Origin of the sequence: Thiomicrorhabdus heinhorstiae (assembly GCF_013391765.2) — a bacterium.
Classification (GTDB): Bacteria; Pseudomonadota; Gammaproteobacteria; order Thiomicrospirales; family Thiomicrospiraceae; genus Thiomicrorhabdus; species Thiomicrorhabdus heinhorstiae.
The window spans coordinates 123,554-142,742 of the sequence record NZ_JACBGI020000001.1; the positions used below are offsets into that span (position 1 = coordinate 123,554).

At 46.4% G+C, this 19,189-nt stretch carries 20 protein-coding genes; 9 read left to right on the forward strand and 11 right to left on the reverse strand.

Translation table 11 applies throughout. The features are described 5' to 3' along the window. Positions 1 to 92 precede the first annotated feature (92 nt). Positions 93 to 1,565: a threonine synthase gene (gene thrC, locus H8792_RS00670; protein ID WP_194947211.1), complete on the forward strand. Its 1,473-nt coding sequence runs from the start codon at positions 93 to 95 to the stop codon at positions 1,563 to 1,565. 75 nt (positions 1,566 to 1,640) lie between these two features. Here the strand turns inward: thrC and H8792_RS00675 are convergent, their stop codons facing one another. Next, positions 1,641 to 3,401 (reverse strand): single-stranded-DNA-specific exonuclease RecJ, encoded by a 1,761-nt coding sequence (locus H8792_RS00675; RefSeq protein WP_194947212.1) that lies wholly within the window; start codon positions 3,399 to 3,401, stop codon positions 1,641 to 1,643. An 18-nt stretch (positions 3,402 to 3,419) separates the two neighbouring features. Here H8792_RS00675 and H8792_RS00680 point away from each other — a divergent pair, with 18 nt between their 5' ends. Beyond that, entirely contained in the window at positions 3,420 to 4,046 is a 627-nt protein-coding gene (locus tag H8792_RS00680) for a YqiA/YcfP family alpha/beta fold hydrolase (RefSeq protein ID WP_194947213.1), read from the forward strand. Between the two features lie 34 nt (positions 4,047 to 4,080). Here the strand turns inward: H8792_RS00680 and H8792_RS00685 are convergent, their stop codons facing one another. From H8792_RS00685 to dksA, 3 genes are all read right to left on the reverse strand, one after another. Continuing rightward, positions 4,081 to 4,683 carry a hypothetical protein gene (locus tag H8792_RS00685; RefSeq protein ID WP_194947214.1) on the reverse strand — a complete coding sequence of 201 codons (603 nt, stop codon included), beginning with the start codon at positions 4,681 to 4,683 and terminating at the stop codon, positions 4,081 to 4,083. A 60-nt stretch (positions 4,684 to 4,743) separates the two neighbouring features. Next, on the reverse strand, positions 4,744 to 6,333 hold the full coding sequence (locus H8792_RS00690; RefSeq protein WP_194947215.1) for a bifunctional aminoglycoside phosphotransferase/ATP-binding protein: 1,590 nt from the start codon (positions 6,331 to 6,333) through the stop codon (positions 4,744 to 4,746). A gap of 92 nt (positions 6,334 to 6,425) precedes the next feature. Then, positions 6,426 to 6,854 carry an RNA polymerase-binding protein DksA gene (dksA, locus tag H8792_RS00695; protein WP_194947216.1) on the reverse strand — a complete coding sequence of 143 codons (429 nt, stop codon included), beginning with the start codon at positions 6,852 to 6,854 and terminating at the stop codon, positions 6,426 to 6,428. Between the two features lie 303 nt (positions 6,855 to 7,157). Between dksA and H8792_RS00700 the strand changes: the two genes are divergently transcribed. Further along, positions 7,158 to 7,922, forward strand: coding sequence for an HAD family hydrolase (locus H8792_RS00700; RefSeq protein WP_194947217.1), 765 nt, complete (start codon positions 7,158 to 7,160; stop codon positions 7,920 to 7,922). Positions 7,923 to 8,041: 119 nt separating this feature from the next. Here the strand turns inward: H8792_RS00700 and H8792_RS00705 are convergent, their stop codons facing one another. Together H8792_RS00705 and H8792_RS00710 are read right to left on the reverse strand one after the other, a co-directional pair. After that, the gene (locus H8792_RS00705; RefSeq protein ID WP_194947218.1) at positions 8,042 to 8,392 is read right to left on the reverse strand and encodes a HopJ type III effector protein; all 351 of its coding nucleotides are present in this window, start codon (positions 8,390 to 8,392) and stop codon (positions 8,042 to 8,044) included. 71 nt (positions 8,393 to 8,463) lie between these two features. Beyond that, positions 8,464 to 9,942 (reverse strand): FGGY-family carbohydrate kinase, encoded by a 1,479-nt coding sequence (locus H8792_RS00710; RefSeq protein ID WP_194947219.1) that lies wholly within the window; start codon positions 9,940 to 9,942, stop codon positions 8,464 to 8,466. Between the two features lie 272 nt (positions 9,943 to 10,214). On the opposite strand from H8792_RS00710, the gene H8792_RS00715 reads away from it, so the two are divergent. Genes H8792_RS00715 through yjgA form a run of 3 tightly spaced genes read left to right on the forward strand, consistent with a single transcriptional unit; the run spans position 10,215 to position 13,678 of the window. Beyond that, complete coding sequence (locus H8792_RS00715) at positions 10,215 to 11,045, forward strand: cell division protein ZipA C-terminal FtsZ-binding domain-containing protein (protein WP_194947220.1); 831 nt, start codon at positions 10,215 to 10,217, stop codon at positions 11,043 to 11,045. A 58-nt stretch (positions 11,046 to 11,103) separates the two neighbouring features. Next, positions 11,104 to 13,140: an NAD-dependent DNA ligase LigA gene (ligA, locus tag H8792_RS00720; protein WP_194947221.1), complete on the forward strand. Its 2,037-nt coding sequence runs from the start codon at positions 11,104 to 11,106 to the stop codon at positions 13,138 to 13,140. Next, the gene (gene yjgA / locus H8792_RS00725) at positions 13,133 to 13,678 is read left to right on the forward strand and encodes a ribosome biogenesis factor YjgA (RefSeq protein WP_194947222.1); all 546 of its coding nucleotides are present in this window, start codon (positions 13,133 to 13,135) and stop codon (positions 13,676 to 13,678) included. Before ligA ends, yjgA begins: the two co-directional genes overlap by 8 nt. A gap of 19 nt (positions 13,679 to 13,697) precedes the next feature. Here yjgA and H8792_RS00730 read toward each other — a convergent pair whose 3' ends face one another. From H8792_RS00730 to H8792_RS00750, 5 genes are all read right to left on the reverse strand, one after another. After that, the gene (locus tag H8792_RS00730) at positions 13,698 to 14,591 is read right to left on the reverse strand and encodes a DMT family transporter (RefSeq protein WP_194947223.1); all 894 of its coding nucleotides are present in this window, start codon (positions 14,589 to 14,591) and stop codon (positions 13,698 to 13,700) included. 40 nt (positions 14,592 to 14,631) lie between these two features. Next, positions 14,632 to 15,129 carry an asparaginase domain-containing protein gene (locus tag H8792_RS00735; protein WP_194947224.1) on the reverse strand — a complete coding sequence of 166 codons (498 nt, stop codon included), beginning with the start codon at positions 15,127 to 15,129 and terminating at the stop codon, positions 14,632 to 14,634. Positions 15,130 to 15,214: 85 nt separating this feature from the next. Then, the gene (locus H8792_RS00740) at positions 15,215 to 15,676 is read right to left on the reverse strand and encodes a LexA family protein (protein WP_194947225.1); all 462 of its coding nucleotides are present in this window, start codon (positions 15,674 to 15,676) and stop codon (positions 15,215 to 15,217) included. Positions 15,677 to 15,730: 54 nt separating this feature from the next. Continuing rightward, positions 15,731 to 16,036, reverse strand: a complete 306-nt coding sequence (locus H8792_RS00745; protein WP_194947226.1) for a YciI family protein — start codon at positions 16,034 to 16,036, stop codon at positions 15,731 to 15,733. 33 nt (positions 16,037 to 16,069) lie between these two features. Then, positions 16,070 to 16,657, reverse strand: a complete 588-nt coding sequence (locus tag H8792_RS00750; protein WP_194947227.1) for a septation protein A — start codon at positions 16,655 to 16,657, stop codon at positions 16,070 to 16,072. 196 nt (positions 16,658 to 16,853) lie between these two features. On the opposite strand from H8792_RS00750, the gene H8792_RS00755 reads away from it, so the two are divergent. From H8792_RS00755 to H8792_RS00765, 3 genes are all read left to right on the forward strand, one after another. After that, positions 16,854 to 17,690 (forward strand): PHP domain-containing protein, encoded by an 837-nt coding sequence (locus tag H8792_RS00755; RefSeq protein WP_194947228.1) that lies wholly within the window; start codon positions 16,854 to 16,856, stop codon positions 17,688 to 17,690. Between the two features lie 164 nt (positions 17,691 to 17,854). Beyond that, positions 17,855 to 18,472, forward strand: coding sequence for an L-threonylcarbamoyladenylate synthase (locus tag H8792_RS00760; RefSeq protein ID WP_194947229.1), 618 nt, complete (start codon positions 17,855 to 17,857; stop codon positions 18,470 to 18,472). Continuing rightward, positions 18,469 to 19,122: a site-2 protease family protein gene (locus tag H8792_RS00765; RefSeq protein WP_194947230.1), complete on the forward strand. Its 654-nt coding sequence runs from the start codon at positions 18,469 to 18,471 to the stop codon at positions 19,120 to 19,122. Before H8792_RS00760 ends, H8792_RS00765 begins: the two co-directional genes overlap by 4 nt. Positions 19,123 to 19,189: the final 67 nt, after the last annotated feature.

Consider the following 19,189-nt stretch of genomic DNA (forward strand, 5'->3'; position numbering starts at 1 on the left):
AGCTACCCTGGCGTTTTGTAATTTGAAAGCGCAATTTGCGGCGCTTTTCGGTATAATTCGCCCATCTTTTTATTTTCAAATACAGGTTCGACATGAAATTTATCGAAACTCGTGGCAATGACGGTCAAAGACCGACAAGCATCACATTTTCTCAAGCGATTTTAAGTCCAATGTCTTCTTTTGGCGGGATCTATTCTCCGGAAAGTCTACCGGCATTTGACGAAGCTTTCTTTCAGGCGCATATTGATTCTGGCTATAAAACGCTGGCTCGAGATGTGTTAAGCGCGTTTGAGGTTGATATCGATCAGAATGTGATTGATGAGGCTTTGAACCTATACGACGAATTCGATGATCCGAATAATCCGGTTCCGGTTGTTAAAGTCTACGATGATTTGTATGTCAGCGAGTTGTATCACGGCCCGACGCGTGCATTTAAAGATATGGCGCTACAACCGTTCGGAAAGGTATTGTCTGCTGTAGCTCAGGAGCGCGACGAAAATTACCTGATTCTGGCGGCCACCAGTGGGGATACCGGACCGGCGGCTTTGGAAACCTTCAAGAACCGTGATAAGGTCCAGGTTGCCTGTTTATATCCGGACGGTGGTACTTCGGATGTTCAGCGTCTGCAGATGGTGACCGAAGATGCGGCCAACCTGAAGGTCATCGGTATTCACGGCGACTTTGACGATGCCCAGTCCGCTTTGAAAACGCTTCTGGTATCTGATAAGTTCAATGCCGCCTTGAAAGAGAAAAATATTTCGCTGTCAGCAGCGAATTCGGTCAACTTCGGCCGCATTATTTTCCAAACGATTTACCATGTCTACAGCTATCTGGAACTGGTGCGTCAGGGCGCTATCGTGCTTGGCGAACAGGTTTATCTGAATGTACCAAGCGGTAACTTCGGTAATGCCTTAGGCGGTTATTACGCTTATAAAATGGGATTGCCGGTCAAGCAGATTCACATCGCATCCAACAGCAACAATGTTTTGACGAAATTCATTACGACCGGTAAGTACGATTTGCGTGGTGCCAGCGTGATTCCGACAACGTCACCGGCAATGGATATTCTCAAGTCTTCGAACATTGAACGCATTCTGTTTGATCTGTTCGGTGCCGAGCGAACAAAAGAGTTGATGTTGCAGCTTGATCAGGAAAAGCATTACGAGTTGAATGCCGCTGAATTGCAGCAGGTTCAAGCGATTTTCGCCGCAGATTTCTGTACCGATGCAGAGGGCTTGGATTATATCAAACAGGCTTTCGAGGTTGGATATCTGATGTGTCCGCATACCGCAACCTGTTTTAAAGCTTACGATACGTGCCGTGAAGACAAATCGGTGAAAACCATCGCCTACTCGACGGCAGAATGGACCAAATTCTCTCCGGTAATCGCTTATGCCTTAACCGGAGATAAACCGGAGCATGACATCGATGCGCTCGAATTGATTGCGACGAAGGCGCAGGTCGCTATTCCGCAGCAAATCGCATCGCTGTTTGCCAAGCCGATTACTCAGACTACGGTGATCGATAAGGCAGATATTGAAAAAGAGATCCTGGATTTCTTGTAAGATTCAAGAGAAAGAAGTATCAAAAAAACCGCTTAAACATTTGTTGTTTAAGCGGTTTTTTTATTTTCCGGTCTCTTAAAGTTTATGTGCCGCTTGAATGCGCAGCTGGATATTGGTGCGGCCGAAAAATCGATTTAAAGCGGGTTGGTAAGCACACTCGATCCAGTCACCGCTGCTGAACGGATCTTGATCGTGTGCACTTTCTTTGCCGTTAAAGAAAATCGCACTGTGTTCCGTGCCTTGATCACTGCTCAGTTTTAGAGATAAGTGAGTCTGTGTCTGACCGACGCTTTTAATCGAGCTGATACGGAAGATGCCTTTAAACAGAGGTTTCGGCCATTCTCTGCCGAAAGGTTCCAGAGCGTTGATCTCTTGAATTAACGGCGGCGTCAGTTGAGACGGGTGTAACTGACCGTCGGTGAAGACGCGCGGAGAGGGCGCCGTTGTACCCAATTGTGCTTGAATGGCAGTTTCGAACAGTTCGCTGAAAAGTGGATATTTTTCGATCGGGATCATACAGCCGGCGGCGCCTTTATGACCACCCATAGATGAAAACAGCTCGGAATCCTGCTCCGACATCCATTGGAATGCCGCCCGCAGATCAACTTCATCGACAATGCCGCGACCGCTACCCGCCAGAAAACCGTCCTCTAAGTCAGTCATGGCGACTGTAGGGACACCGTACTGCTCACCGATTCGTGAAGCGATAATACCCTGAATACCGGCATTACCCTGCAGCTTGACGGCAAGACTGTATTTGTTCGGATGGTACAGTTCGCGGGCGCGTTCTTTAGCCTGTAACAGCATTTCGTTTTGCTGTTCGCGGCGATTGAGATTATCCTCGTCGAGTTGTTGAAGATAGGATTTGGCCTGGCTTAAATCGTGCGCCGTCAGAAAATGGAAGGCTGTGGTAACATCGCTGACGCGGCTGGCGGCATTAATTCGCGTAGCGACTTGAAAGCCGAGAAATTCGGCATCAAACGGCTGGCCCTGATTGTCGTTCAATTCTTTCATCGCTTGCCATGCAGGCGATTGAAAACGATTGATCATCTGCAGACCGGTGCGGACGATAGCCCGATTGTTCGGGCTTTTCAGACTGACACTGTCTGCGACTGTTCCCAATGAAACATTTAATGCCAGCGGTTTTAAAGAAGGTGTCTGTGCAGACAAATAGCCGCGGGAGATCAATTCCTGGCGAACCTGAGCCATAACCAGAAAAATCACGAAGCAACCGGCAACCGTCTTATCGTAATCGCAACCCGATTGTTGCGGATTAACGGTACAGACCGCACTCGGAGGAGGGCCTTCGATTGGAAGCTGGTGGTGGTCAGTAACGCAAACCGGAATGCCGGCTTCTTTTAAACGGGCGATTCTCGCTTCGTCACTGGAACCCTGATCAGCAGAAATAACCAATGCGACCGGTTCTTCAATAGCCAGAATACGATCGACCACTTCATCGGTAATGCCGTAGCCGCTCTTTCGTTCACCGATAATATGCCGAATACGTTGCGGATTGACGCCAAAAAAATCGCTAAGTGCGGTTGTTGCGACCCAGGCTGAGGTAACACCGTCTGTATCGTAGTCGGTTGCCAATACAATGGTTTGTCCGCTTTGCACTGCATCTGCGATCAGTTTAGCGGCAAAATCGGCATTCTTTAATTCCAGCGGCGGTTGAATATGTTTTAATTTTGGGAAGACGATTTCATCGAGTTGCTGCGGGTTTTGCAAACGGTTGGCAACCAGCATAGCTTGCAAATCCGTGAGGCCGAGACCTTTCGCAGCATCGAAAGTTGCCGGATTGGGTTGGCGTTCTAGGATTTGGGTAGGCTTGATCATAGCGAGGAATTTTAACAGATGCAGAGAGTGGTTTGTCTCTATCTACACGGCTTTTTAAGCAGCGGCAATAGTTTTAAGGCCAAGTGGCTCAAGCAACATTGTTTGCAGGATCGGACTTTCAATATTATCGATTTCCGCACGCCAAGTTATACACTGCTTTCTCCGGAGAAAAGTGTTGCCGAAATCGAGCATGAACTGCAAACGCTCAAAAGCGATTATCCGGAAGCGCAAATCATATTAATCGGTTCATCCATGGGCGGATTTTACGTGCAATATCTGGCACATCGGCACAAGTTACCCTACGCAATGATTAATCCGGCTTTGCACCCGCAGGGACTGTTTCCGAAATATCTGGGCAAACACTTCAACCCGCATAGTGGTGAAACCATTCGTATCGACCACACTTATCTTGAAGCATTGAAAAATTACGATATCAGTGTGCCGGATGAAGAATTGTGCTCGTTAATGGCAGTGGATTTAGGGGATGAAGTGGTGAATATTCAGGCGGCAATCGAAAAGTATCGCGCTAAGGAAAAATGCCATTCTTTAGCCGCCTTCGAGGGTGGTGATCATGCTTTTCAGCATTTGGAAGCGTTCTGCGATGAGTTCAGGTTGTTTGTCGAAAATTTACTATCAGTGAATTAAATCGATTGGTTATGATTTTTTCTCAATCTGAAGATTAAATTCCATTCGGCTGAGCTGTGCTTGAATTTTCGTCGGGATAAGTAAAGTCGATACTAAGAATCGGCTCCGCATAGGGGTCATGGTTTAGGTGGTCCAGTGAAATTTGCATATATTGAGCACGCCACTGAAAGCTCTTATAGGAATGCAGTCCGTTGGCTTGATGGAGTTGGCTGTGTGTCGGTGCACCGATCTGTTCGACCAGGTCTCGTGCTATGTCGGAAAGAGTTCTCCACGAGCCTGTCTGATCTTGCTTAAGATCGATGTTTGCCGAGTTGATATTACGAAAAACCCGTTTGAATTGGCTTACCCGGCCTTCTTTATCGAAATGAAATACGATATAGCGGCTATCCGGTAGCTGCAGTCTGGAAAAATAGCGATCTTTGAGTTGGAATCCCCAAGTCGCTCGCGATTGCTTAAAACCGCCCAATTCTGCCAGTTGTTGGCGTAACTCATCTCTTTGAGCTTGATAAAGCTGGATATCCAAAAGACGAAACTGTTGCAGTTTCTGATCCTCCGTGGCACCCGCAGGAACCTGCGCGAATACCTGTGAAGCTATGGCAAGCAAGCAGAAGGAAAATAGTTGAAAAATCCGTTTCATCGATGAATATCCCGTGAAAGTGTTGCTGGGTTAGCGAACTACTGATAAGGAAATAATCGGCTAGATGTCGTTAATCTTGAGGAAAGCCTTAATTTCTTCTTCAGGGATGCGGATTCTTAATTCATCGGCAGATAGAAGTAGTGCTGGTTCATCTTTTTGCGGAATTTGATTAACTTTATATTGTTGAAGCATCACGGTGGCATCTGCATCGGAAGGGTCTATATTGGTATGCAGACGGTAACGGATGGCATTTTCCGCCAATTCTCGAGAAATTTGCATGGATAGTGTAAAGACTTCGCAATCGTGTGAGGTTTGCAGGTCGTAAAACCGTTGCCGATGTTCACGTTTCAGAAAGGTTGCATCGACAATGACGTTTTGACGCTGTTGTAATAAAGTTGCTGCATTAGATAACAAGGTATCGTAGGTCAGACGATTCATCTCTGCTCCGTAGAGTTTACGCTTGTCTTCAGTTGAGATTCTGGCTGTCGATTGAATGCCGTACAGGTGTTTACGGGTGCGATCCGAACTCAGTATCACTGCGTCGAACCAATCTAATAAATGATCGGCTAAATAGCTTTTTCCTGAACCGGAAATTCCCTGGAGTAGAACTAATTTAGGTTGCTTGCTCTCTTGGCTGTATTCGAGTGCTTGATGAATATAGTCAAGAGTGGTTTGCTGCATCACTTTTTTGCGGTAATCCTTGGACTCCAGCTGAGCGCAGCGCAAACCGCTGATTTTGGCGCGTACCAAAGTTCGATAGACCCGATAAAAGCCGAGAAGATCGAAAACGGCGTAATCCTGGGTCTGATTCAGATAGATCGAGAGAATTTTGCTTTTCAAGCGGCGCTGTTTGCGAAAATCCAGATCGATCAATAAGAAAGCCAGGTCGCTCAAGACGTCGATCCAGCGGAAATTTTCGTTGAATTCAATGCCGTCGAATAACAAGGGTTGTTCATCGACCAGTGCAATATTATCCAGATGAAGATCGCCGTGGCAGGCACGAATGTAGCCGTCTTTTTTGCGCGCTATTAAGCGTTGCAATAGCTTCTGATAGGTCCGGCGAGTCCAGTCTTGCAATTGATCCAGTTCACTTCCGGCTAAATCCTGATAATCCTTTAGAAGAGTCGGAAAATTATCCAACATCGGCTGCAGGATGACTTCGGGATCACCAAGTTTGCTCTGTTTTTCGACCGGTTCAGCCTTAGTGTGAAAGTCGGCAATCTGCATGGCCAGGGCTTCAATTTGCACGGAATTCAAGCTTTGCTGCTGCAATAGACGACTTAGAACACTATTGGGATCGAATTGGCGCATTTTGAGCAGATATTCAATTGGTTCATCTGCCGGGTGTTGCGGTTCAAAGCTGAGGGTAGCAACGGTATGCAAATAAAGCGGGCAAACCTCAAGGTAAAGTTGCGGAGCCGTGCGTTTATTCAGTTCCAATTCGAGTTGGTAGTATTTAAGGCGTTGCTGCAGTCGCGTGAAATCCAGAAAACCGAAATCAACTGGCTTTTTCAGTTTGTAAGCAAATTCACCAGTTAGGAATACCACGGAAATATGTGTTTCGATGGTGGTAATTACTTCGACCGGATGAGGGTAGGTCTCAGGGATGCTGAGAGCTTGAATTAAATCGGGGAGCGGGACTTCGGACATAGTATTCTAGTGGTGGCGAAGCCGTAAAGTAAGAGGGTGATTCGTCGGTTCAGCCAGTTTGTTTTTAGGCTGAACCCATCGTTTTATTCGTGTTAGGCAACGCCCTGTTTCTCACGAATTTCCTGTTTGCGCTTCATTTCAACGGTTAAGGTTGCCGTCGGACGAGCTTCCATTCGTGCCAAACCGATTTCTTCACCGCTCATTTTGCAGTAGCCGTACTCGCCGTTTTCGATATCTTTTAGGGATTTATCGATTTTAGAAATTAATTTACGTTCACGATCACGGGTACGTAACTCCAAAGCAAACTCTTCTTCTTGCGACGCTCGGTCATTTGGATCTGCTGGGGTCTCAGAATCGGATTTTAGGTGCGATACTGTGCTGTTGGCCTCATTGATTAACTGCTGTTTCCACGCCAAAAGTTTACTCTTGAAGTGCTCCAGCATTTCCGGGCTCATATACTCCTCACCCTTTTTCGGTTGGTAAGCAGGGTAGTTTTCAATAAAGTCAGTTTGAAGTTCCATTTTCTCTCTCCTGTACTCTTTATTGTAGGAAAAATAGTTGTTGTTATTGAGTACAAACTTTTTATAAACGTGTTTTATATCAGGTTTGTTATCACTCAACAAGTGATATTTTTTAGGTGACTTTTAAATTTGTTATGTTCAACTTAAATAACCTTAATAGTTATAAGCTTGAATTTGAATGACTTATCACGCAAAATGCATAGCCATCTTGGAATTATAAAAAATTTAAATACTTGCTCTGAATTTGATTAAATCTTTCGATTAATAAACCGGGCAATTTGGCATATTGAAAAGAGGAATTGTATGGCTCAACTTGAAGCTCTATTATTTGATGTAGACGGCACCTTGGCAGATACTGAACGTGACGGTCACCGCCCGGCCTTTAATATGGCTTTTGAGGCTGCCGGCCTTGACTGGAACTGGGATGAAGCGCTTTACGGTGAACTGTTGGCGGTAACCGGTGGTAAAGAGCGCATCAAATTTTATTTGGAAAAATTCAATACTGATTTTGAGAAACCGGCAGATTTCGATGAGTTCGTCAAAGGATTACACGCTTCCAAAACCGAGTTTTACAAACAGTTGATGGCGGAAGGAAAAATTCCGTTGCGTCCGGGTGTAGAGCGTTTGATCAATGAAGCGCGCAGCAAAAATGTACGCATGGCCGTTGTAACCACCACCACGCCTGCAAACGTAACGGCACTTTTAACGAACACTCTTGGTGCAGATTCTGAAAGTTGGTTTGAAGTTATTGCTGCCGGTGATATTGTTCCGGCTAAAAAACCAGCACCGGATATCTATTTCTGGGCGATGGAAAAAATGAATGTTAAGCCTGAAGAGTGTATCGCTTTCGAAGACTCGGATAACGGAATTAAATCTTCTGCTGCCGCTAACGTTAAGACCATTATTACGATTAACGAATACACCAAAGATGATGATTTCTCCAAGGCCGATTTAGTGTTGGATCAGATGGGCGAACCTGAAGAAGGATTTGAAGTTCTGGCGGGTGAGCACCACGGCCATGACTATCTGGATCTTGAGTTGGTTAAAAAGGTGCACGCCGGAGCCTGAGTTTTACTGTTTCACTGTAAGACCGGTTTCCTAAGTCTGGAATAAGAAACCCCGCAGAATGTTGGTTCTGCGGGGTTTTCTTTTGCTTAATTCGAATATGCGAACCACTTTCTCGTTGATCACTTTCTCGTTAATGCTTCTCCGGAAAATTCAATACCTTCCCAGCCGTGAAGTATAAAGTTACGAATATTCTGATGATCATTGTTTTCAGGATGTTGCAGCACGTCTCGTGTGTAGAAGTCGCCAAACGCATTTAAAGTTTGCTGCTGTGACAGTTGATTCAGTTTTGCGAAAGCAAAGATTTTACATGAACCGTTATTGGTATCCGCTTCATTGAAGGTATCACCGTTTTTAAAGGCGGTCGGTGAGAATTCGTATTCTGTTTCAATGACTTGCATCACAGTTTTGAAATCAACTGCCGAGTTGTTTAGTGCGGTAATAAGTTCTTGACTACTGTTTATATCTGACATGATGACATCCTTTTTGCTTTTCTGGTTAATCGGGATTTTGAGTTGGTTACGGAAATGTTTATTGGTTTTATTCAGAAACTGACGAGTCTGGTAACTCCGTAGGCAGCATCCTGCTGCCAAGCTTGCACGAGTTCACATGGTATCAAGTTTGCGCGCAGCGTCATCCATATTGGATTCTTACATCCTCCTCCGACACTGAACAGCTGTTGCAGTTGTTCGCAACCCATCTCCTCAAGCCGTTGATAGCCTTTGCGTTCAACTTCGCTGAGCGAATACAGCAGACCGAACAGAAAGCAACGATGTGCATGGATGGCTTTTTCATCTTTCAATTCGAAGGCTTGTTGAAGTGATTTCTCAGGAAGAGGCGGCCATTTCGGCTGCAACTGTGGATCGGCAATCGGGAAACGCTCGCCAATTGTTGCCAGAGGATAGAGTTCGTTTAGGTTGAAAGTGCAGTGAAAACAAGTATTTAAATCTTTATGATGGTGTTCTTTGTTATTTTCTTCGCATACGGATTCAAGATCTTGAAGTAAGGTGATCAGCTCTTCTAACGAATAATGGGCAAGCAAACTGTTCCCGCCGGTATTAGATGCTCCGCCTATCAGCCATTGATTGCCGAGGCGGTGGCTGTAAATACCGTATTTACTGGAGAAAACAGGTGTTGATGAAAGTTGCTTAATCGCCAGGGTGGTTCCGAGAGAAGTAACCGCATCACCATTTTCCCGGGCTCCGGAAGCGAGAAAGCCGGCAATGCTGTCAGTGGTTCCTGCGCAAATTTTGCACTGCGGTTGGAAACCGAAAGTGTCGATCCAGAAGACGTCTATTTTGCCGAGAATACTGCCGGGTGCGACGACCTGCGGCAGTGAAATATTTGGCTGAAGCTTTTGTATCATCGGCTCGATCCAAGGCGGCCATAGCATGTTTTGCGGGTCATAGCCGAGCTTCAGGGCGTTATTGTAGTCGGTTTTAGAAGACCCGCAAAGTGCATAGTTAACGACATCTATCTGGTGGCGAATCTGCAGTTTGTTCGTCTTTGTATTCAAACCGTCGGGCAGCCGCTTGAGCAGATAGAGCACCTTGCTTAGTGTGCTGGAGGCGCCTTGCGCCGGGCTTTGCTTATGCAGTTCCGTCAAGCGATCATCAATTTCGCCGGCTTCAACCACTGCATCCTGGCGAAAGTACATCATGGTTTCGCTAAGAGGCGTATTGTCGCTGTCGGTTAGCACAACCGTCGAGGAGGTAGCATCGCAAATTATAAAGTCGATTTCGCTCAGTACACATTGCTGTTTCAGTGAGTGCAATAGGTTGTTCAGTGCTTGCAGCCAAACCTGAGGAGATTGCGTGTCGTCCGGGTAGCATAGATGAGATTGAAGCAGAATCCGGTCTTGATTTGGATTTGCCAGTTGTCCGGGCAAGATACTTTCACCAATTTTATCGCTGATATGTCGTTCGACTACGCAGCCCCGGACTCCAGAGGTTCCAAAGTCGATTCCAAGAATCTTGATCGTGCTTTTAAATCTGGAATCTGCATTGTGTTTCGAAGGCTGCATCTAAAAAAACCGGCTTGAAAATCTTAAGTCAAAAATGGGAACTTATTATAAGTGATTGATAGTGTTTGAAGATCAAATTTTCTTGTAAGAAAGTAGAAATAAGCCAAGTAATGCAGGTACAATTTCCTGTTAAAGCATTTCGTTTTGTCGCCCTATAAAAACAAAAACACAGGTCGGCGAGGTATTTTAAGGGAACCGATATGCTTCGCAGGAAAAGAGGCCGGCGGCAATTTTTCCCTGAAGCGTTCAAACAAGATTTTAGGACTGTTCTGATGAATGAATTACAGCAGGTATTGGTCGTATTTGCGGTCGTCGTAATCTTAGTACTTTATCTATTAAGCCGACGTAAGAACCAGGCTTCGCCAAAAGCATCCGAACAAGAACAACCCAAATCTGTATCTGCCGAAAAGATCTTGCCGGACTCTAAAGAGCAGGCTTCTCAAGCACTTAATAATTTGGGTGAAAATCATGCTCCTCTATCGGCTAAAACCGAAGAAAGATTGCATGTAATGGGTGAGGACCTGCCTGAAATCGATCCAAACCAACAGGCTCTGACCTTTGGTGAAGAATTCGACCTTCCGGAAACGGATGAGGTGCCATTAGAAAAGGTTGAAAAGGTTTCTGCCAAAAAGGAAACGCTTGCTGAAACGTTGGAACCGGTCGAATTAAACGAAGAATTACCGCAGAAGGAAGAGCAGAAAAGCGAATTGTTTGTACTGCTGGTTCTTGGTTCGCAAGAATTCACCATGCAGCAATTGCATCAAACTTTACAATCGGTCGGTTTGAGCTATTCGCATAATAAAGCGATTTATTGTCGTGAAGATAAACGCGGCAACGAAATCGTCAAGGTTGCCAATATGCTGGAACCTGGAATCTTTCCGCCGGATCCTCTCGAACAGCATAGTTCTCCTGGGGTTGCTCTGATTCTTGAGTTACCTACTTATATTGACTCTGCCGAAGCGATGAAGGATTTTATTTTGATTGCGCGCAAGGTTTCGCAGCGCTTAAATGCCCGTATTTATGATATGCAACGTCATCTGGTAAAAGAATCTGATTTGACGGCGATGCAGCAGAAAGCCGAGCAATTTGGCAGTGAAGAATAAAACGGCGCGGGTATTTTGTTTTTAGCAATTACCGCGCCCGAGGAAACAGTATTTCTAGATGACTGAAGAGTTAAATTTAAAGCAGGAACTGGAGCAGCTTAAGCAGGAACTTGCCGAACACAATTACGCCTACTATGTGCTTGATAACCCCACGGTGAGTGATGCTCAGTACGACCAGCTCTACCGTCGTCTTCTGGAAATCGAGCAACTTCATCCGCAATGGATCACCGACGATTCGCCTTCACAGAGAGTAGGCGATCAACCTTTATCCCATTTTGAATCAGTACGCCATGCGATACCGATGTATTCGCTGGAAAATGCTTTTAGTCAACAGGATCTCGAAGACTTTCAACGTCGTATTCTGGATCGATTGGGGACAAGCGAACAAGTCGAATATATTGCCGAACCGAAAATGGACGGTTTGGCAATCAATATCCGCTATGAAAATGGCCTTCTGGTTCAAGCGGCGACTCGAGGAGATGGCAGCGTTGGCGAAGATGTTACTCATAATATCCGTACCATTGCCTCGATCCCCTTAAAGCTTTTGGGTCATAGCTGGCCGCAAGTATTGGAAATTCGCGGCGAAGTCTTTATGCCGAAAAATGCGTTTGACGAATTGAACCGCAGGCAGACGGAAAAAGGGGATAAGGTTTTTGCCAATCCGCGCAATGCGGCGGCGGGCACTTTGCGACAGCTCGATCCGAGTGTGACGGCATCGCGTAAATTGAGTTTTTATCTATACGGTTGGGGTGAAATTGTTCATGATGAACCGCTCGCCGAAACTTACGACGGTATGTTGAAGCATTTTCTCGAATGGGGTTTGCCGACAAATCCCGATAGTCGTTGTGTGCTTGGTGTCGAAGGCATGCAGGACTACTACAATATGTTGTTCGAAAAACGCGCTTCCATGCCGTATGAAATTGACGGTATCGTCTATAAGGTTAACCGGCTGGATGATCATCAGCGCCTCGGGTTTACTGCCAAAGCGCCGCGCTGGGCGATCGCCAGAAAATTTCCGGCAGAAGAGGTCTGGACCAGGCTGTTAGGGATTGATGTACAGGTCGGTCGTACCGGAGCACTAACACCGGTAGCTCGATTGGAGCCGGTTGCGGTCGGCGGGGTGATTGTATCGAATGCCACTCTGCATAATCAGGACGAAATTGATCGAAAAGATGTTCGTATCGGCGATACGGTAATTGTGCGCCGTGCCGGAGATGTGATTCCCGAAGTCGTCGGGCCGGTCTTGGCGCAACGTCCGGAACATACCGAAAAATTCCACATGCCGAAATATTGTCCGGAGTGTGATTCGGACGTGATCAAAGAAGACGATAAGGCGGTGTATCGCTGCACCGGCGGCCTGTTTTGCCCGGCGCAGCGCAAACGTGCCTTGCAACACTATGTATCGCGTAAAGCTATGGATATTCAGGGGCTTGGTGATAAATTAATTGATCAGCTGTGCGATTTGGGCTGGGTGAAGCACCCTGATCAAATTTACCTCTTACAGGCTGATAAACTGGCGGAATTGCCGCGCATGGGTGAAAAGTCGGCAGCGAAATTGATCGAGTCGATCGAAGCGTCGAAAGCGACGACGCTGGCGCGCTTTATTTTTTCGTTGGGGATTCCAGAGGTCGGTGAAGTGACTGCTAAAAACCTGGCGCAGTATTTTATCCGTTTGGGTCCTTTGATGAGCGCTCAGCACGAAGATTTGATCAAGGTGGATGATGTCGGAGATGTCGTCGCATCGCATATTATTCATTTCTTTCGACAGCCGCACAATAATGAAGTGATCGGTGCTCTGCTGGCATCCGGTATTCATTGGCCGGATCCGAACACCCAACCGAAAGTCGAAGGCTCCGCTTTCCTGGGGAAAACCGTGGTGATTACCGGTGCTTTGCAATACGGTAGTCGTGATGAGGCAAAAGCGAAACTGGAAGCCTTGGGAGCGAAGGTGAGTGGAAGTGTTTCGGCGAAAACCGATTATTTAGTGGCCGGTGAAAAAGCCGGTTCGAAATTAACCAAAGCACAATCTTTGGGCGTGGAAGTTTTGGACGAAACGCAATTTTTAAAGATGTTAGGAGAGCTCGAAAATGGTTAGACCACGTAATGTCAATCGAACAAAGAGCGAAATGGAAATTCCCGACTGGGAACAGGAAGAGTTTCAGAGTCGTACGCAAATCAAAAAAGCAGCCCAGGCGGTGACCGATTTGGGTGAACAGATTTCGCAGATGACGGAAAGCGAAATCAAAAAGATGAACCTGCCTAAGGCGTTTACCGATGCGGTTTTGATGCTGAAGACAATGGACCGCGGTCCGGCTTTGAAACGCCAGCGTCTTTTTATCGGCAAGATGCTGAGACAGGATGAAGATTTAATCGTTGAGATTAAAGAAAAACTGGCGGAAATCGAGATCCGTAGGAAGCAGCAGAATGCGCATTTCCACAAGTTGGAAATGTGGCGTGATCGGATGCTGGAGTCCGGTGATGATGCTATTAGCGAATTTATGCAGCTGTTTCCGCATGCAGATCGTCAGCAGTTGCGCCAGTGGGTGCGCAATGCTGTTAAGGAAGCGGAAACTCAAAAACCGCCGAAATCCGCCAGGGAATTGTTTAAATACCTGCGTGCCTTGGAATGGTAGTCCTTGGCATAAATTCAATTTAAACGGGGCGATTGCGCATGCGTAAGCGCCCTTCAAAAATCAACAATCCTCCTAAGACCAAACCTGTACCGATCAAAGTATGCATGTTTAATGCCTCGTTATTCAGATAGTGACCGAGTAGTAACGCAAACACCGGAGTAATCACCGGGATCAGTGCCAGCCGCATCGCATCGATTCGTTTCAGTAGATAATAATACAACAAAAATCCGATCAGTGAGCCGAAGGTCGCAGCATAAACGATGGCGCCTAATGCGGTGTCGGAGATTTCCGAAGGCACTTTCCAACTGATCCATGGTGTTTGCGATAACAGCAGCATGCCGATAACGCTGACCCATAAAGCGCCTAAGGTAAATTCTAAGCTGGAGCTTTTTTCGGCATGTTTTTTGACCAGTAGAGTGCCGAAAGAGTGGATCAGAACAGAGAGCAGTGCGGCGATAACGGCAAGCCATTCGTCGCTTTTGAAATCGTGTAAATTCGATTGAAAGATCACTACTAGGCCGCTGAAACTGAGCAGAACAGCGAGCATTTTTCGTTTTGTTAATCTATAACCAGGCAATAGTTGTGGTGACAGTAAACCCGTTATGATCGGAGTCAGAGCAAAGATAATCGCGATCCATCCGGAATTCAGATATTGTCCCGCCCAATACATCAATGTCATTCCACCTAAAACCGGCAGGGATGCATAAAACCACAGCTGCCAACGGCTAACGGAAGGCCAGCGAATATCGGGTTTTAGCCATAAAAGTATCGGTAAGGCGATTACCGCTGCAATCAGGGTTCGCGTTGCAACGGCAAAAAACCAGTCTGCCTGCGCACCCCAGACAATCGCCAAGGGCGTTGTCGTCCAGATAAGGATGACTCCGAAATAGGCGAAGAATACGGATGGATTCATTTAATGCATACTGACTTCAGGAAGGAAAAACGGTCTGGAATCAGATCGCTTCAAATACACCGAGAGCTCGGTTTTTAGTGGCTTTGTCTGCCTTAAAAATTCGTCCGTTCATGCAGATGTAAACACCGGAATTTTTTAATTGAACCGCACTGAGAGCGCCGCCTAGATTAAATAAGGCATCGGAATGACCAAGTGCAAACGGGCGCATGGCTCCGGTTAAAACAATGGTTTTGCCTCTTAATCCTGGATTGTTTTGCAGGTACAGGGCCGTTTCCACCATGGTATCGGTACCGTGGGTGATTAAAATCTGTGTCGACTCGCTCTTTAAACAGGCTTCGGCAATTTGCGCGCGGTCATGCTGTTCCATATCAAGACTGTCTTTCTGCATCAGGATTTCGCACTTGACCGGCAGGCGGCAGTTAGCTTGCCGCAGCATCTCTTCGATATGGCTGCCCGGGAAATAGAGTTCACCCTGTAAAGGGTGATAATCTTTATCGAGCGTGCCGCCGGTAATCAATAGGTGAATTTGAGAATGCATTTTAAAATCCGCAAAAGGAGCAGCCGCTATTAATGATCAATAGCGGCTGCCGAAGTTATTAAGATATTTTGGATCGGGGGAAGGGTTAAGGCTGGCGCAAAATACCGCGAACGATTCCGAGAATTTCGATGTTTTCGTTTTTCAAGTAAATCGGTTCCATTTCGTCGTTGGCAGGCTGTAGTCGAACACCGTCCTTTTCAATAAACAGACGTTTCATGGTGACTTCTTCATTATTGATTCTTACAACCACCGATTCGCCGTTTTCGGCCGAAGCGCTACGTTCGATAATGACGATGTCACCGTCATGGATATTTTCGTCGACCATGGAATAGCCTTTTACTCGCAGTGCAAAAGTCTCTTTCTTAGCCAGACAAGAGGGAACGGAAACGGTTTCATAATCCAGTTCCATCTGAACAGGGTCGCCGGCAGAGGTCCAGCCGAGCAGAGGAATCTGCACAAAGTCGGTATCCATCAGTTCCAAGGGTTCAATGTCGCGAATGGCGCTTTTTAGCTGACGTTTCGGAATTAGATAAGCGACGTTGGACATAAATCTCCCCGTTCCAGAAAAAATCGATTAAACAGCCTTCACAATAGCTTAAATTCAGCTTTTTGGGAAGACTTGTTTAAAGGGTTTTACTTCGACTTTACTGTAGACGCCTGCAGCCATGTACGGATCATGATTTGCCCATTCGGTTGCTTGCTCGAGAGATTCAAATTCGGCAACGATTAAACTACCGCTAAAACCGTGTTCGCCGGGCTCAGTACTGTCGATTGCCGGATTCGGTCCGGCCAGAACCAAACGACCGGCTTCATCCAGTGCTTGCAGTCGTGCGATATGGTCCGGGCGAGCTTGAACGCGCAAAGGAAGGCTGTCGGATACGTCGTAGGCAAAGATGGAATACAACATAAAAATCCTTTTTATTTCAAAGTGCTGTAAAAGTTATTTTGAGTGTTCTTTATCTTCGTTCTCGATCAGAGACTCGGCTTCAGCTTCGGAATCGGATTCCTGCAAGTAACGACTGATATAGAAACCTTGCAGAATAATAAACACCAGCGTCATTCCCATTAGGCCAAAGAGTTTGAAGTTAACCCAGGTATCGGTGTCATATTGATAGGCAACATAGAGGTTAACAATTCCCGACAGGATGAAGAACGATACCCATAGCCAGCTTAAACGGTACCAAATTTCCTGAGGTAGATGGATTGCCTGATCCATCATACGCTGGATAATCGGTTTTTGCCCGATGAAATGACTGGCGGCAAATACCAGAGCGAAGCCCCAGTTTACAATGGTCGGTTTCCATTTAATAAACGCTTCGTCTTGAAGAATCAGGGTTAAGCCACCGAGAATGACGATCAAAGCCAGGGTGATCAGATGCATCTTTTCGACGCGGCGATGTTTGATGTATACATAACCGACCTGGACGGCGGTTGCGACGATAATGACGGCGGTTGCAGTGTAAATGTCGTAGGCTTTATAAGCGATAAAAAAGAGAACAATCGGGAAAAAATCAAATAAAAATTTCATGTAAACGGCTTTGTAAGATTAATTTTTAGACCAGATTCTAGCTGGGATTGCCGCAGAATTAAAGCGCTCTGCCGATAGTTGCTGCGCTTTTTAAGCACTGTTGCATGAATGCACCTCAATACTTTGCCTCTCAGGCTGGTAAAATAGAGACTTAGTTGTTTAATGCATTTGAGAAAGTAGCCGGGTGGCGTAACCTATGAAAGTCGATTTACATTGTCATACCAGCGCATCGGACGGTAGTTTAGCCCCTGGTGAATTGCTGCAGCGCGCTCTGGAAAGAGAGATTGACTGTCTGGCGATTACCGATCACGATACGACGCGCGGTTATGAAATTCTAAGGCAAGAACTCCAAAGTGACTCAAGACTGAAATTAATCGCAGGCACGGAAATTTCCTGTAACTGGCAAGAGCGAACGATTCATATTGTTGCATTGAATTTTCAGGTTGACCATCAAGGGCTGCAAGGCGGTTTGCAGAGAATTCGGCAAAGTCGTCGTGATCGGGCTGCGGCAATGCTCGAGAAATTTGATAACCACCGCCATTTTAATTTTCCCGATATGCAGCAGAAGCTTGAAGAGCTGGTCGGTGAAGGGGTTGTCGGAAGAGGGCATTTTGCCGAGCTGTTAATTCGGGAAGGCAGGGTAAAAAATGCTCAACAGGCGTTTGACCGCTTTCTTAAAAAAGGACGCATCGGTTATGTTAAAGCGGAATGGCCGTCTTTGCAGGAAGTTGTCGGTTGGATTCGCGACGCAGGTGGTGTTGCGGTAATTGCCCATCCAGCTCTGTATAAATTGACGAGTCGAAAATTAAACCAGTTGATTGAAGATTTCATCGATGCCGGCGGCAAGGCAATTGAGGTGGTCAATCAGCCAAGACCGTGCGCGGATATTATCGGTATGGCGGAAAGGGCTAGACGTTACGGCTTGTACGCGTCGGTTGGTTCGGATTTTCATCGTCCTGAACATCGTTGGCGAGATCTGGGGTGGCTGGCACCGCTGCCGGAATCGGTCGCTCCGGTCTGGGACTTGTTTTAGTCTGTTTGCAAAGCGGTGTTTGCAGTATAATTTGCAGCGTCGGCAATGAGTAGGATAAAAGAGAAAGAAAGCGGAAAACTCCAAATCTGCCTCATTCTTTTGCAATACTCAAATACCGATTAAGACCCTTTTCAGACGTATCAATACAAAACAAGAAAGCAGCCATGTCCAGTCAATTCATTAGTGTTCATCCAGATAATCCGCAAGACCGTTTATTGGATCAGGTTTCGGTGATTTTGGAAAAGGGTGGCGTGATTGCCTACCCGACCGAATCCGGCTATGCATTGGGTTGCCTGTTTGACAACAAACAGGGTGCGGATCGCATTCGCGTCATTCGACGTCTGGATGAACGCCACGAGTTGACCTTGATGTGCAAGGATTTAAGCAATCTTTCCGAATATGCCAAAGTCGGAAATACCCAGTTTCGTTTCTTGAAATCTCATCTGCCCGGACCTTATACCTTTTTATTGCCGGCGAGCCGGGAAGTGCCGAAACGCATGCAGTCGCCGAAGCGTAAAACCATCGGTTTGCGGGTATCGCCGAACACGGTCACCAATGCGCTGCTGTCACGCTTTGACCGTCCGCTGTTGTCGGCCAGTCTGATTCTGCCGGGAGAGGATTATCCGATGACCGAGGCCTGGGAAATTCAGGAAACTTTAAGTCATGCTTTGGATGCCGTGCTTGATGGCGGTTTCTGTGGTTTTGAGCCGACCACAATTATTGACTTTACCGAAGATGAGCCGGTATTGGTGCGTCAGGGACAGGGAGAGTTTCAGCAGTGAATGAGTTAAGTTTGATACAAACCATTGCGATCTGGACGCTGCCGGTGATTTTTGCTATTACCTTACATGAAGTAGCGCACGGCTGGATGGCAAATAAGTTGGGGGATCCGACTGCCAAAATGCTCGGGCGACTTACCTTGAACCCCCTAAAGCATATCGATCCGATCGGCACGGTTGTCGTACCGTTGGTTTTGCTGATTCTCGGTGGCTTTGTTTTTGGTTGGGCCAAGGCGGTTCCGGTCACCATGCAGAATTTCAAACGACCTAGAAAGGATATGGCTTGGGTGGCGATTGCCGGGCCTAGCGCCAATCTGCTGATGGCAATCGGTTGGGCGATTGTTATGAAACTAGGCGAATCACTGCAGTATTCGCTTCCGGAAATCGGCGTCTTTATGGCTTATACCGGGATGGCGGGAATCAGTATTAACCTGATTCTGTTAGTGTTAAATCTGATTCCGATTCCTCCACTTGACGGTAGCCGGGTGTTATCGGCGTTTCTCTCTCCGAAGTTGGCATGGCAGTACAACCGCTTAGAGCCTTATGGCTTTTTCATTCTGCTTGGTTTGCTGTTTTTTGGCGTATTGACGCCATTGTTGTTAGGGCCTTATAACTTACTGAAAGATTTAATTTTTAACATTGTCGGTTTGTAATTATTTTTCTAGGACGCGGGACGTCAAACTTGCTTCAATGCATTTATTTTTCGGTTTCTAAATTTTT

Coding starts and splice junctions, on each gene's coding strand:
- thrC (WP_194947211.1), top strand. CDS start 93: ATGAAATTTATCGAAACTCGTGGCAATGACGGTCAAAGACCGACAAGC.
- H8792_RS00675 (WP_194947212.1), bottom strand. CDS start 3,401: ATGATCAAGCCTACCCAAATCCTAGAACGCCAACCCAATCCGGCAACT.
- H8792_RS00680 (WP_194947213.1), top strand. CDS start 3,420: ATGCAGAGAGTGGTTTGTCTCTATCTACACGGCTTTTTAAGCAGCGGC.
- H8792_RS00685 (WP_194947214.1), bottom strand. CDS start 4,683: ATGAAACGGATTTTTCAACTATTTTCCTTCTGCTTGCTTGCCATAGCT.
- H8792_RS00690 (WP_194947215.1), bottom strand. CDS start 6,333: ATGTCCGAAGTCCCGCTCCCCGATTTAATTCAAGCTCTCAGCATCCCT.
- dksA (WP_194947216.1), bottom strand. CDS start 6,854: ATGGAACTTCAAACTGACTTTATTGAAAACTACCCTGCTTACCAACCG.
- H8792_RS00700 (WP_194947217.1), top strand. CDS start 7,158: ATGGCTCAACTTGAAGCTCTATTATTTGATGTAGACGGCACCTTGGCA.
- H8792_RS00705 (WP_194947218.1), bottom strand. CDS start 8,392: ATGTCAGATATAAACAGTAGTCAAGAACTTATTACCGCACTAAACAAC.
- H8792_RS00710 (WP_194947219.1), bottom strand. CDS start 9,942: ATGCAGCCTTCGAAACACAATGCAGATTCCAGATTTAAAAGCACGATC.
- H8792_RS00715 (WP_194947220.1), top strand. CDS start 10,215: ATGAATGAATTACAGCAGGTATTGGTCGTATTTGCGGTCGTCGTAATC.
- ligA (WP_194947221.1), top strand. CDS start 11,104: ATGACTGAAGAGTTAAATTTAAAGCAGGAACTGGAGCAGCTTAAGCAG.
- yjgA (WP_194947222.1), top strand. CDS start 13,133: ATGGTTAGACCACGTAATGTCAATCGAACAAAGAGCGAAATGGAAATT.
- H8792_RS00730 (WP_194947223.1), bottom strand. CDS start 14,591: ATGAATCCATCCGTATTCTTCGCCTATTTCGGAGTCATCCTTATCTGG.
- H8792_RS00735 (WP_194947224.1), bottom strand. CDS start 15,129: ATGCATTCTCAAATTCACCTATTGATTACCGGCGGCACGCTCGATAAA.
- H8792_RS00740 (WP_194947225.1), bottom strand. CDS start 15,676: ATGTCCAACGTCGCTTATCTAATTCCGAAACGTCAGCTAAAAAGCGCC.
- H8792_RS00745 (WP_194947226.1), bottom strand. CDS start 16,036: ATGTTGTATTCCATCTTTGCCTACGACGTATCCGACAGCCTTCCTTTG.
- H8792_RS00750 (WP_194947227.1), bottom strand. CDS start 16,657: ATGAAATTTTTATTTGATTTTTTCCCGATTGTTCTCTTTTTTATCGCT.
- H8792_RS00755 (WP_194947228.1), top strand. CDS start 16,854: ATGAAAGTCGATTTACATTGTCATACCAGCGCATCGGACGGTAGTTTA.
- H8792_RS00760 (WP_194947229.1), top strand. CDS start 17,855: ATGTCCAGTCAATTCATTAGTGTTCATCCAGATAATCCGCAAGACCGT.